The organism is Pseudomonas sp. W3I7 (assembly GCF_030816095.1).
In the GTDB taxonomy this organism is placed as follows: Bacteria; Pseudomonadota; Gammaproteobacteria; order Pseudomonadales; family Pseudomonadaceae; genus Aquipseudomonas; species Aquipseudomonas salomonii.
Genome location: NZ_JAUSXP010000001.1, coordinates 2,107,351 through 2,120,659, shown reverse-complemented (window position 1 = coordinate 2,120,659; position 13,309 = coordinate 2,107,351). Strand labels below are relative to the sequence as shown.

10 protein-coding genes and 1 pseudogene are annotated in these 13,309 nt (G+C 61.0%); 9 read left to right on the top strand and 2 right to left on the bottom strand.

The window, feature by feature from the left end; translation table 11 throughout:
• Positions 1-159 precede the first annotated feature (159 nt).
• The 3 genes from QF043_RS09980 (at position 160) to QF043_RS09970 (ending at position 2,589) form a co-directional block, all read left to right on the top strand.
• Positions 160-1,095, top strand: coding sequence for a LysR family transcriptional regulator (locus tag QF043_RS09980; protein ID WP_017136514.1), 936 nt, complete (start codon positions 160-162; stop codon positions 1,093-1,095).
• Positions 1,096-1,279: 184 nt separating this feature from the next.
• On the top strand, positions 1,280-1,672 hold the full coding sequence (locus QF043_RS09975) for a MerR family DNA-binding transcriptional regulator (RefSeq protein ID WP_058420934.1): 393 nt from the start codon (positions 1,280-1,282) through the stop codon (positions 1,670-1,672).
• A gap of 17 nt (positions 1,673-1,689) precedes the next feature.
• Positions 1,690-2,589 carry a hydroxymethylglutaryl-CoA lyase gene (locus tag QF043_RS09970; RefSeq protein ID WP_307418362.1) on the top strand — a complete coding sequence of 300 codons (900 nt, stop codon included), beginning with the start codon at positions 1,690-1,692 and terminating at the stop codon, positions 2,587-2,589.
• A 674-nt stretch (positions 2,590-3,263) separates the two neighbouring features.
• On the opposite strand, the pseudogene QF043_RS09965 reads toward QF043_RS09970, so the two are convergent.
• Positions 3,264-4,902: pseudogene (locus QF043_RS09965) on the bottom strand (AMP-binding protein).
• 149 nt (positions 4,903-5,051) lie between these two features.
• Here QF043_RS09965 and QF043_RS09960 point away from each other — a divergent pair.
• From QF043_RS09960 to QF043_RS09945, 4 genes are read left to right on the top strand one after another with little or no spacing between them, the layout of a single operon-like run.
• Positions 5,052-6,215, top strand: a complete 1,164-nt coding sequence (locus QF043_RS09960) for an isovaleryl-CoA dehydrogenase (RefSeq protein WP_099486962.1) — start codon at positions 5,052-5,054, stop codon at positions 6,213-6,215.
• 11 nt (positions 6,216-6,226) lie between these two features.
• Positions 6,227-7,834 carry a carboxyl transferase domain-containing protein gene (locus QF043_RS09955; RefSeq protein ID WP_307418361.1) on the top strand — a complete coding sequence of 536 codons (1,608 nt, stop codon included), beginning with the start codon at positions 6,227-6,229 and terminating at the stop codon, positions 7,832-7,834.
• Positions 7,835-7,848: 14 nt separating this feature from the next.
• Positions 7,849-8,655, top strand: coding sequence for a gamma-carboxygeranoyl-CoA hydratase (locus QF043_RS09950; protein ID WP_307418360.1), 807 nt, complete (start codon positions 7,849-7,851; stop codon positions 8,653-8,655).
• The gene (locus QF043_RS09945) at positions 8,652-10,577 is read left to right on the top strand and encodes an acetyl/propionyl/methylcrotonyl-CoA carboxylase subunit alpha (protein ID WP_307418359.1); all 1,926 of its coding nucleotides are present in this window, start codon (positions 8,652-8,654) and stop codon (positions 10,575-10,577) included. Before QF043_RS09950 ends, QF043_RS09945 begins: the two co-directional genes overlap by 4 nt.
• Here the strand turns inward: QF043_RS09945 and QF043_RS09940 are convergent.
• Positions 10,574-11,209: a LexA family transcriptional regulator gene (locus QF043_RS09940; protein ID WP_307418358.1), complete on the bottom strand. Its 636-nt coding sequence runs from the start codon at positions 11,207-11,209 to the stop codon at positions 10,574-10,576. The two genes, QF043_RS09945 and QF043_RS09940, sit on opposite strands and share 4 nt — an antisense overlap.
• Positions 11,210-11,339: 130 nt before the next feature.
• Here QF043_RS09940 and QF043_RS09935 point away from each other — a divergent pair, with 130 nt between their 5' ends.
• Positions 11,340-11,690, top strand: a complete 351-nt coding sequence (locus QF043_RS09935; RefSeq protein WP_307418357.1) for a DUF6124 family protein — start codon at positions 11,340-11,342, stop codon at positions 11,688-11,690.
• Between the two features lie 467 nt (positions 11,691-12,157).
• Complete coding sequence (locus tag QF043_RS09930) at positions 12,158-13,309, top strand: M14-type cytosolic carboxypeptidase (RefSeq protein WP_056858475.1); 1,152 nt, start codon at positions 12,158-12,160, stop codon at positions 13,307-13,309.

Below are 13,309 nucleotides of genomic sequence, written 5' to 3'. Positions count from 1 at the left end.
TCCCTTCTCTGAGAGGTTGTTTAGGTCATGCAATCGATGCTAGAACAGCGCTGATAATTTACCTAGCCTATTCTCGGCGTGTATTAACATTCATCACCGATATATGATCGGCGCATGAGCACCTGATAAATCGCCACTTGAAAATAAGAGCGCAACGACATGAATCTGAGCAAGGTCGACCTCAACCTGTTTATCGTCTTCGACGCGATCTACACCGAAGCCAACCTGACCCGCGCCGGGCAGATCGTCGGCATCACCCAGCCGGCGGTGTCCAACGCCCTGGCGCGCCTGCGGGAGACCTTCAACGACCCGCTGTTCGTGCGCACCGCCCAGGGCATGGTGCCCACGCCGATGGCGCAGAACATCATCGGCCCGGTGCGCAACGCGTTGTCGTTGCTGCGGGTGTCGGTGCAGGAAAGCCGGATTTTCAACCCTCAGCAGGCGGCCAAGACCTATCGCATCAGCATGACCGACCTCACCGAGGCGGTGATTCTGCCGCTGCTGTTCCAGCGCCTGCGCCGCCTGGCGCCGACCGTGGTGATCGAGAGTTTCTTGTCCAAGCGCCGCGAAACCACCAAGGAACTGGCCGCCGGGCGCTTGGACTTTGCCGTCGACGCACCGCTCAACACCGACCCGCAAGTGCGCCACGTCAAGCTGATGGAGGACCGCTACGTGTGCGCGATGCGCAAGGGCCATCCGATGGCGGGCAAGGACAAGTTCACACTGGATGACTACCTGTCGCTGACCCACATCCATATCTCCAGCCGTCGCAACGGCCTGGGCCACGTTGACCTGGCACTGGGCAAGATGGGCATCCAGCGCAAGATCGCCCTGCGTTCCCAGCATTACCTGATGGCCTCGCAAGTGTTGCAGCAGACCGACATGGTGATGACCGTGCCCGAACGCTTTGCCCGACGCCATGAGCTGCATTGGTTCAACCTGCCGGTCAACGATGTGCCGCCGGTGGAAACCCACCTGTACTGGCACGAAAGCACCGACCAGGACCCGGCGAACCGCTGGATGCGCGAGCAGATGATCGAGCTGTGCCAGCAAGTCACCGCGCACGAAAAGAAGCTGGATGGCAAGCAAGCCTGACCGCCTCTGTGGCGAGGGAGCTTGCTCCCGTTGGCCTGCGCGGCGGGCCCAGCTTTTGGGGCCGCTTCGCGACCTAGCGGGAGCAAACTCCCTCGCCACAGGGTGTGAGTCCATGCGGGCTATTTGCTTGACGTAAACGTCAACCTGCCTTTAGCTTAGCGCCAAGACCTTCTTGAGCGCCGCCATGAGCACGACCTACAGCATCTCCGACCTCGCCCGCGAGCTCGACATCACCACCCGCGCCATTCGTTTCTACGAAGAGCAAGGCCTGCTGGCCCCGGAGCGCCGGGGTCAGGAGCGCATTTACTCGGCGCGCGACAAGGTCAGTCTCAAGTTGATCCTGCGCGGCAAGCGGATCGGCTTCTCCCTGGCCGAATGCCGTGAGCTGATCGAACTCTACGACCCCAGCAGCGGCAACCACATCCAGCTCAACAGCATGCTGGCGAAAATCGCCGAGCGCCGTGAGCAGCTTGAGCAACAGATGCTCGATATCGAACAGATGAAGCTGGAACTGGACACCGCCGAAGAGCGCTGCACCCAGGCGCTGGCGCAGACCATGAACCCGGTTGGCCCATAAACACAAGGTAGCTGCCCATGTCTCTCCCCTCTTTTGTGCGCCTGGTGGAAGTCGGCCCGCGCGACGGTTTGCAGAACGAAGCCCAACCGATCAGCGTGGCCGACAAGGTTCAACTGGTGGACGCGCTCAGCGCAGCCGGCTTGAGCTATATCGAAGTGGGCAGTTTTGTCTCGCCCAAATGGGTGCCGCAGATGGCCGGTTCCGCCGAGGTGTTTGCGCAGATCCAGCGCAAGCCCGGGGTGACTTATGGCGCGCTGGCGCCAAACCTGCGTGGCTTTGAAGATGCGCTGGCGGCCGGCGTGAAGGAGGTCGCGGTGTTTGCGGCGGCGTCCGAGGCGTTTTCCCAGCGCAATATCAACTGCTCCATCAGCGACAGCCTGGAGCGCTTTGCGCCGATCATGGCCGCTGCCAGGCAGCACGGCATCAGCGTGCGCGGCTATGTGTCGTGTGTGTTGGGTTGCCCTTACGAAGGTCAGATTGCGCCGGAACAAGTGGCGGCAGTAGCACGCGAGTTGTATGCCATGGGCTGTTATGAAGTGTCGCTGGGCGACACCATCGGCACCGGTACGGCAGGCGCCACACGACGGTTGTTCGAAGTGGTCGGGGCGCAGGTGCCACGGGACAAGCTGGCCGGGCATTTTCATGACACCTATGGCCAGGCGATCGCGAATATCTACGCCAGCCTGCTCGAAGGCATCCATGTATTCGACAGCTCTATTGCGGGCCTGGGCGGCTGCCCTTACGCCAAGGGCGCCAGCGGTAACGTCGCCACCGAAGACGTGGTGTACCTGCTCAATGGCCTGGGTATCGACACCGGCATCGATCTGGAGGCATTGATTCGCGCAGGCCAGCAGATTAGTAACGTGCTGGGTCGAGCGACGGGCTCACGAGTCGCCAAGGCACGTAACGCCGGTTGAGTAGCTTAGCCGGGACAATGTGTTACCGCACGGCTACACATCGAGTAACACGGGAACATATTTCGCCGTATTTGCCGTAGGAAAAAACCCACACAAAAATCAAGCTATTGATTTTAAAGGACTTTTAAAAGTTGGCACGGCTCCTGCTATCTCTATGGCATAACAAGAATAAAAAGCGCCAAACCTAATAAAAATAAGACGAAACGACTCTGACATAACAAAAACAACACGGCAGAGACGCAGCTAACAGATTTTTTTGAAGAAGATGTGCTTCGCAGGGACGGCTTGCCGCAACCCGCAACCGGTTAGAGAAAAATAAAACTACCTCAGGTAGCTGCCACTGGTTGGATCAATACGAAGAAGCAGATCAGCGTTCAAAAAAATACGTTTGCTCTTGACCCCGGATGGGGGTCGCACAAAACAGCGGTAAAGGGTAACGGTTGCCAAAAACAACAACAGACCGCCCCTCAATAATAAAAAAAGAGCACGCAACGACAAATTAAAGGGGACCTTCGGGTCCCCTTTGTGCTTTCCGGGATTCGACAACTGGCTGATTCACCTCGGTCAACATGTGGGAGCGGGCTTGCTCGCGAATGCGCCGTATCAGTCACCGCACACGTTAGCTGACATACCGCATTCGCGAGCAAGCCCGCTCCTACACTGGTTCTGTGTCGTCAGGTAGAACGTGTTCGCAACTCCTCGATCGAAATTTCGCGCATGCGAAACTTCTGGATCTTACCCGTCACCGTCATCGGAAACTCATCCACAAACTTGAAGTGCTTGGGCGTCTTGAAGTGCGCAATACGGCCCTTGCACCAGGTTTGCAATTCCAGCTCGTTAGCGACATGGCCGGGGTGGAATTTGACCCAGGCGACAATCTCTTCGCCATAACGCGCATCCGGGATGCCAATGATCTGCACATCGGCCACCGCCGGGTGGGTGAAGAAAAACTCCTCCAGTTCACGCGGGTACACGTTCTCGCCGCCGCGAATGATCATGTCCTTGTTGCGTCCGGCGATACACACGTAGCCGTGCTCATCCATGGTCGCGAGGTCGCCGGTGTGCATCCAGCCGGCATCGTCGATGGCGTCGCGGGTGCCTTCGGGGTTGTTCCAATAGCCCAGCATCACGCTGTAGCCACGGGTGCAGAGTTCGCCGATCCGGCCACGGGGCACGGTGTTGCCGGCCTCATCGATGATTTTGTTTTCAAGCTGGGGCTGGGTGCGGCCGACGGTGGTGACGCGCAGCTCCAGGTCGTCATCGGCGCCGGTCTGCAACGACACCGGGCTGGTTTCGGTCATGCCGTAGGCAATCTGCACTTCGCCCATGTGCAACTCGCTGATGACCCGGCGCATCACTTCGATGGGGCACGTGGCGCCGGCCATGATGCCGGTGCGCAGGGTGGCCAGGTCGAACTCGCCTCGGCGCGGGTGATCCAGCAGCGCAATAAACATGGTCGGTACGCCGTACAGGCCGGTGGCGCGTTCTTGCGCGACCGCTGTGAGCGTCAGCAGCGGGTCGAAACCGTCATTGGGGTAAATCATGGTGGTGCCGTGGGTGATACAGCCGAGGTTGCCCATTGACCATGCCGAAGCAGTGATACAGCGGCACCGGGATTACCAGGCGGTCCTGTGCGGTAAGGCCCAGGCTTTCGCCGACCATGTAACCGTTATTGAGGATGTTGTGGTGACTGAGGGTCGCGCCCTTGGGGAAGCCGGTGGTGCCGGAGGTGTACTGGATGTTGACGGCTTGATCGAAGTGCAGGCTCGCCTGGCGACTATCAAGCTGCTCGGGCGGGATGCCGGCGCCGAGGGCCGCCAGCTGCGACCAAGGCATAAATCCCGTGGGCGGGTTGGGGTCCAGGCTGATGAGGCCGCGCACGTCGGGCTGCAGTTCCTGCAACATGGCGTGGTAATCGGAGCTTTTGAACGAACCGGCACACATCACCCATGCGCACCCGGACTGTTTGAGTACGTAGTCCAGTTCGCTGCTGCGGTAGGCCGGGTTGATATTGACCAGGATCACACCGAGCTTGGCGCTGGCGATCTGGGTGATGCACCACTCGGCACAATTCGGCGCCCAGATGCCCAGGCGATCGCCGGTTTGCATGCCCAAAGCCATGAATGCGCGGGCGTGCAAATCCACCGTCTCGGCCAACGCCCGCCAGGTGTAGCGGCGCTGCTGATGGCTCACCACCAAGGCTTCGCCATCGGGGTAGTGAGCGACGGTGTGATCGAAAGCCTGGCCGATGGTCATGGCCAGCAAGGTCTTGTCCTGGGAGCCACGGCTGTAGCTCGGATGCGGTTGATCCATAACGACCCCTGTTGTCTTTTTTGTAGGTTGACGTAAACGTAAACTACGATTGACAGCGCCGTAACGCAAGCTTACGTTAACGTAAAGGTGAGCGCCCTCCCCCGCGCCCCGCCCACACAACAACAAAGCTCACATTAAGGTGCCTGTCCATGAGTTACCCGTCCCTGAACTTCGCCCTCGGTGAAACCATCGACATGCTGCGCGACCAGGTGCAGTCGTTCGTGGCCAAGGAGATCGCGCCGCGCGCGGCCCAGATCGACATCGACAACCTGTTCCCCGCCGACCTGTGGCGCAAGTTCGGGGACATGGGCCTTTTGGGCATCACCGTGCCGGAAGAGTACGGCGGCGCCGGCCTGGGTTACCTGGCGCACGTGGTGAGCATGGAAGAAATCAGCCGTGGTTCGGCGTCAGTGGCACTGTCCTACGGCGCGCACTCCAACCTGTGCGTGAACCAGATCAACCGCAACGGTAATCACGAGCAAAAACTCAAGTACCTGCCCAAGCTGATCAGCGGCGAGCACATCGGCGCCCTGGCCATGAGCGAACCGAATGCCGGCTCCGACGTGGTCTCGATGAAACTGCGCGCCGACAAACGCGGCGACCACTACGTGCTCAACGGCAGCAAGACCTGGATCACCAACGGCCCCGACGCCAACACCTACGTGATCTACGCCAAGACCGACCTGGAAAAAGGCGCTCACGGCATTACCGCGTTTATTGTCGAACGCGACTCGAAAGGCTTCAGCCGCAGCAACAAGTTCGACAAGCTGGGCATGCGCGGCTCCAACACCTGCGAACTGTTTTTCGATGACGTCGAGGTGCCCGAAGAAAACATCCTCGGTGTGCTCAATGGCGGCGTCAAAGTGCTGATGAGCGGCCTGGACTACGAGCGCGTGGTGCTCTCGGGCGGCCCGACCGGGATCATGCAAGCGTGCATGGACCTGATCGTGCCCTACATCCACGACCGCAAGCAGTTCGGCCAGAGCATCGGCGAATTCCAGCTGATCCAGGGCAAGGTCGCCGACATGTACACCCAGCTCAACGCCAGCCGCGCCTACCTCTATGCCGTGGCCCAGGCTTGCGAACGCGGCGAAACCACGCGCAAGGACGCCGCCGGCGTGATCCTCTACAGTGCCGAGCGCGCCACGCAAATGGCCCTGGACGCGATCCAGATTCTCGGCGGCAATGGCTACATCAATGAATTCCCCGCCGGGCGCCTGCTGCGTGACGCCAAGCTGTACGAAATCGGTGCCGGCACCAGCGAGATTCGCCGGATGCTGATCGGTCGCGAACTCTTCAACGAAACCCGCTGAAGGAGCGCCCCATGGCCATCTTGCACACCCAGCTCAACCCGCGTTCAGCGGAGTTCGCCGACAATAACGCGGCGATGCGCCAACAGGTCGACGCCCTGCACACCTTGCTCGCCCATGTGCAGCAAGGCGGCGGCGCCAAGGCTCAGGAGCGGCACACCTCGCGCGGCAAACTGCTGCCGCGTGAGCGTATCAACCGCTTGCTCGACCCTGGCTCACCGTTCCTGGAGCTCAGCCAGTTGGCGGCACATCAGGTGTACGGCGAAGACGTGCCGGCGGCCGGCGTGATCGCCGGGATCGGCCGTGTGGAGGGCGTGGAATGCATGATCGTCGCCAACGACGCCACGGTCAAAGGCGGCTCGTACTACCCGCTCACGGTAAAAAAACACCTGCGTGCCCAGACCATCGCCGAGCAGAACCGCCTGCCGTGCATTTACCTGGTGGACTCCGGTGGCGCCAACCTGCCGCGTCAGGACGAAGTATTCCCTGACCGCGAGCATTTCGGGCGGATCTTCTTCAACCAGGCCAACATGAGCGCCCAGGGCATCCCGCAAATCGCCGTGGTGATGGGCTCCTGCACCGCCGGTGGCGCCTACGTACCCGCCATGGCCGACGAAGCGATCATGGTGCGCCAGCAAGCCACCATCTTCCTCGCCGGGCCGCCGCTGGTAAAAGCTGCGACCGGTGAAGTGGTCAGTGCCGAAGACCTGGGCGGTGCCGATGTGCATTGCAAGATCTCCGGCGTGGCCGACCACTATGCTGACAGCGACGAACATGCGCTGGCCCTGGCCCGACGCAGCGTGGCCAACCTCAATTGGCGCAAACAGGGTGAGTTAGTGCAACGCCCGCCAGTGGCGCCGTTGTACAGCAGCGAAGAGTTGTACGGCGTCATCCCGGCCGATGCCAAGCAGCCGTTTGATGTGCGCGAAGTGATCGCGCGGCTGGTGGATGGCTCGGTGTTCGATGAGTTCAAGGCGCTGTTCGGCACCACGCTGGTGTGTGGATTCGCACACTTGCACGGCTACCCGATCGCGATCCTGGCCAACAACGGCATTCTGTTCGCAGAAGCCGCGCAAAAAGGCGCGCACTTTATCGAACTGGCCTGCCAGCGCGGCATTCCGTTACTGTTTTTGCAGAACATCACCGGTTTCATGGTCGGCCAGAAGTACGAAGCCGGTGGCATCGCCAAGCACGGCGCCAAGCTGGTCACGGCGGTGGCCTGCGCCAAGGTGCCCAAGTTCACGGTGATCATCGGCGGCAGCTTTGGTGCCGGTAACTACGGCATGTGCGGCCGCGCCTATGACCCGCGCTTTTTGTGGATGTGGCCGAATGCACGCATCGGCGTGATGGGTGCCGAACAGGCCGCCGGCGTGCTGGTGCAGGTCAAGCGTGAACAGGCCGAGCGCGCGGGCAATGCGTTCAGCGCCGAAGAAGAAGCCGCGATCAAGCAGCCGATTCTCGACCAGTACGAAACCCAGGGCCACCCCTACTACTCCAGCGCACGCTTGTGGGACGACGGTGTGATTGACCCGCAGCAGACCCGTGACGTGCTGGCGCTGGCGCTGTCCGCCGCGCTGAATGCCCCCATCGAGCCGAGCCGCTTCGGCGTGTTCCGCATGTAAATGGAGCTGTACCCATGAGCGATTTCAACACCCTCGAACTGGTCACCGACAGCCGTGGTTTTGCCACGCTGTGGCTCAGTCGTGAAGCCAAGAACAACGCGTTCAATGCGCAGATGATCCGCGAACTGATCATCGCCCTCGACCAGGTGCAGGCCGATGCGTCCCTGCGTTTTTTAGTGCTACGCGCACGTGGCAAGCACTTCAGCGCCGGCGCGGACCTGGCCTGGATGCAGCAATCGGCCGAGCTGGATTACCACACCAACCTGGACGACGCCCGCGAACTCGCCGAGTTGATGTACAACCTGGCCAAGCTGAAAATCCCCACCCTGGCGGTGGTGCAAGGCGCGGCGTACGGCGGCGCGCTGGGCTTGATCAGCTGCTGCGACATGGCGATTGGCGCGGATGACGCGCAGTTCTGCCTGTCGGAAGTGCGCATCGGCGTGGCCCCGGCGGTGATCAGCCCATTCGTGGTGCAGGCCATCGGCGAGCGTGCCGCGCGGCGTTATGCGCTGACGGCCGAGCGTTTTGGCGGCCAGCGTGCGCGCGACATCGGCCTGCTGGCGGAAAGTTACCCGGCCACCGAATTGGATACGCAAGTGGAGCTGTGGATCGCCAACCTGTTGCAAAACAGCCCGGCAGCCATGCGCGCCAGCAAGGATTTGCTGCGCGAAGTCGGCAACGGTGCCCTCACCCCGGCGCTGCGTCGGTATTGCGAAAATGCCATCGCACGGATTCGCGTCAGCGCCGAAGGCCAGGAAGGCTTGCGCGCGTTCCTGCAAAAACGCCCGCCCAGCTGGCAAGTGCAGGAGCCACGTTCATGAGCACACTGACCACTGTGTTGGTGGCCAACCGCGGCGAAATCGCCTGCCGGGTGATGCGCACCGCCAAAGCCATGGGGTTGACCACCGTGGCAGTCCACAGCGCCACCGACCGCGATGCACGCCATAGCCGCGAGGCGGATATTCGGGTCGACCTGGGTGGCAGCAAGGCCACCGACAGTTACCTGCAAATCGACAAACTGATCGCCGCCGCCCACGCCAGTGGCGCCCAGGCGATTCATCCGGGTTACGGCTTTCTGTCGGAGAACGCCGGCTTCGCCCGTGCAATCGAAGCCGCCGGTTTGATCTTCCTCGGCCCGCCTGCCTCGGCCATCGATGCCATGGGCAGCAAATCAGCGGCCAAGGCGTTGATGGAAACGGCTGGGGTGCCGCTGGTGCCGGGTTATCACGGCGCGGCCCAGGACCTGGAAACCTTCCGCGATGCCTGCGAACGTATCGGTTACCCGGTGCTGCTCAAGGCTACGGCAGGCGGCGGCGGCAAGGGCATGAAAGTGGTCGAGGACGTCAGCCAGTTGGCCGATGCCCTGGCCTCGGCCCAGCGTGAGGCGCTGTCGTCCTTCGGCAATGGGCAGATGCTGGTGGAGAAATACCTGCTCAAGCCGCGCCACGTGGAGATCCAGGTGTTTGCCGACCAGCACGGCCATTGCCTGTACCTCAATGAGCGCGACTGCTCCATTCAACGTCGCCATCAAAAGGTGGTGGAAGAAGCCCCCGCACCGGGCTTGAGCGCCGAGCAGCGTAAGGCCATGGGTGAGGCGGCCGTGCGTGCGGCCCAGGCCATCGGCTATGTGGGCGCCGGCACTGTGGAGTTTTTGCTCGACGCGCGTGGCGAGTTCTTCTTCATGGAGATGAACACACGGCTGCAGGTGGAACATCCGGTGACCGAGGCGATTACCGGCCTTGATCTGGTGGCCTGGCAGATTCGTGTGGCTCAGGGTGAGCCGCTGCCGATCACTCAGGACCAGGTGCCGTTGGTGGGGCATGCGATTGAAGTGCGCTTGTATGCCGAAGACCCGGCCAATGATTTCCTGCCGGCCACCGGGCACCTGGCGCTGTACCGCGAGTCTACGCCGGGGCCGGGCCGTCGCGTCGACAGCGGGGTCGCACAAGGCGACGACGTTTCACCCTTCTATGACCCGATGCTCGGCAAGCTGATTGCCTGGGGCGAAGACCGCGAACAGGCGCGCCTGCGCTTAGTGAGCATGCTCGATGAGTTCGCAATCGGCGGGCTCAAGACCAACCTCGGTTTTTTGCGGCGCATCATCGGCCATCCGGCGTTTGCGGCGGCCGAACTCGATACCGGGTTTATTCCGCGCTATCAGGATGAGCTGCTGCCCGCACCGGGTGCTTTGAGCGATGAGTTCTGGCAGGCGGCCGGGGCAGCGTTTATGCAGAGCCTGCCCGCCGGTGATGGCCCGTGGGCGGATACCCGAGGTTTTCGTACCGGGTTGCCCGCGCAAATATCGTTGCATTTGAGCTGCGCCGGGCAGGACCGGCTGGTGACAGTGCAGGACGGCGTCGCGCAGTTGCGTGGCGAACAACTGCTGATCGAACACCATGGCGTGCGCCGCGCTCATCTGGCGGTACGCAACGAAGGCATCCTGTATCTACGCTGGGACGGCCAGATGCAGGCCGTCAGCCTGTATGACCCGATTGCAGCAGTCGAGGCCAACCAGGCTCATCAGGGTGGCCTCACAGCGCCGATGAACGGCAGCATCGTGCGGGTGCTGGTGGAAGTCGGTCAACACGTGGAGGCTGGCACGCAACTGGTAGTGCTGGAGGCCATGAAGATGGAGCACAGTATCCGCGCGCCCCACGCCGGGGTGGTCAAGGCACTGTTTTGTCAGGAAGGCGAAATGGCCGCCGAAGGCAGCGCCCTGGTGGAGCTTGAAACCACGGACTAAAACTTCGCCGTGGCTTGCACCACGACCCCGAGGATTCGGCAAGCGTCGGTGAACAGCTGCTTGGGATACGTGGGATTGAGCGGTACCAGGTAACGCTGGCCGCTCTCTTCCATCAACTGGCGAAAGGTTGCCTGGGGGCTGTCGGCCCACTGGGCGACTACCAACTTGCCAGGTTCGGGCTCGATGGCCGGGTCCACCAGGATCATCATGCCCGCACCGATGCTCAAGCCACTGGGGGCAGTCATGGCATCGCCCGTCACGGGCAGCCAGAAGGCGTCACCCTGGGCGTGGTAATCGGTCAGTTCAAACCGTGGCGCGCCGTAGGTGGCGCGCTCTTCGCGGGTTTCGCAGAGGCTTTTCCAGTCGTTGACCGGGTAGCGGAAGTAGGGGTTGTAGTGTTGTTCCAGGGCCGGTACTTCGCCAGCTTTTTCGCGAATCTCCAGGGCGACTTCCAGGTAGCCCAGCCCCAGCTCGGCCAGCACCCGGTTCATGTCCGCCAGGCTTGGCACGCGGCGCTTGTTGAGCCAATGACCGACGCCGCCCTGGGACATGCCCAAGCGTTCGGCCAGTTCATCCTGCGTGACCTTGCGGTCTTTCATGTTGGCTTTGACCAACGCTATCCAGTTATCCATGGGGCCTGACCATACGGTGCGCAGTGGCCACGACAATAAACAGTTTGTAGTAATCCATCAAATGACATAAATACGATTCGTATTACTATCGGGTGCAGGTTTTCAACGTCCAGCCAGAGTAATCGCCCTCATGATGACGCTCCCGAATCACCTGCCTTGCACACCCGAAACCGACGAACTGCTGACACTGCGCAGCAGCGGCGCCGCACAACGGGCACTCGACTATTACTTGAAAGAAGATGTGTCGGCGCCCACGCCTGACGTCGCTTTTTTCGACATCAGGCCCGGCATCAGCCAGGAAGACGCCCTGGTGCACGCATCGGACCTGCTGCGCAGTGCGGCGGCCGCCGCCTATGAATCGGCAAGCAGCCGGCAAGGCAACCAGCGGGACCTGGCATTTTCGGTGGTGTATTTGATTGATATGGCCAAGGCGATGGTGGAGCAGGCATTGCAGGTGCCCGCTGCGCAGGCGAACGCCTGACAGGCAGGAAAGAAAAATATTTCTATCCCGCGGATAAAAACATTTGACTTGCAAATGATAATGATTATTATTGGACCCAGCTGATCGCGAGATCAGTCGATAGACCAAGAGACCTTAGGTCGGACTCTTGGAATATCTCCTCATCAGGCTAATCACGGTTTTTGACCCGGCTCTTTGGCCGGGTCTTTTTTTTGCCAGTTTTTTTCTGGCGTGGCTTCAGGCTAATGAAGACTGTGTGTTGCTTGATGGCGCGCATGGTAGCAAAAGAGCATCGCCAAAAGAAAGCCGATAGAACGCTCTAGCCCGGATCTTTGCGAAATAGCGCTTGAGAATCAATCTCATAGATCCTAAGCTGCTGCTGCGTCAAGGATGACGCCCCCTCCCCCGTGCAACAATTTTGCAGCAAGATTTTGCCTCACTCCTGTGTAAGATATCCGCCACAACAATCATACGCAGGCAGCCAGACCATGACAGTGGCCTTGACCTCCATCAAGATCAGCACCGATTTCGACAGCGGCAACATCCAGGTCCTGGATGCCAGCGACGCTTACCAATTGTTGCTGGCGATCAAACCCGATACCCGCAGCGCACATTTCCAATGGTTTCATTTCAAGGCCGAAGGCATGCATGTGGGCCACACTCACACCTTCCGGCTAAGCAATGCCGGCCATTCGTCGTACAAAAACGCCTGGAGCGGCTACAACGCCGTGGCGTCCTACGACCACGTCAACTGGTTCCGTGTGCCCACGCGCTTTGATGGCGATACATTGCATATCAGCCTGGAGACCCGCGAGAAGCAAGCCTGGTTCGCCTACTTTGAACCCTACAGCCGTAAGCGTCACGACTGGCTGATCGAACAGGCCTTGAGCCGCGCCGGCACCCAGCTGCTCGCCACCGGCAAAAGCGCCGAGGGCCGTGATATCCAGCTGCTGCGCCGTGGCAAAGGGGGCGAAGGCCAGCGCAAGGTGTGGATCATCGCCCAGCAGCATCCCGGCGAACACATGGCTGAATGGTTTATGGAAGGCGTCATCGAGCGCCTGCAACAGGACGGTGATGCTGAGCTGAAAAAACTCCTGGCCGTCGCCGACCTGTACCTGATCCCCAACATGAACCCCGATGGCGCCTTTCACGGGCACCTGCGCACCAACGCCATGGGCCAGGACCTTAACCGTGCCTGGCAGAACGCCAGCGAGGCGCTCAGCCCGGAAGTGCTGTTCGCCCAGCAACAGATGGAAAAATACGGCGTCGACCTGTTTCTCGACATCCATGGCGACGAAGAAATCCCCTACGTCTTCACTGCCGGCTGCGAAGGTAACCCCGGTTACACTCCGCGTATCGAAGCGCTGGAAAAACACTTCCGCAGGCACCTGAGCGCCCTGACCCGCGACTTCCAGACCACCCACGGCTACACCCGCGACCTGCCGGGCGAAGCCAACATGACCCTGGCCTGCAATGCCGTTGGCCAGCAGTACGACTGCCTGTCGCTGACCCTGGAGATGCCCTTCAAGGACAACGACGACGCACCCAACCCAAAAACCGGTTGGTCCGGTGAGCGCTCCAAACAACTGGGCAAGGACGTGTTGAGCAGCGTGGCCGATATCGTCACCACCCTGCGCTGA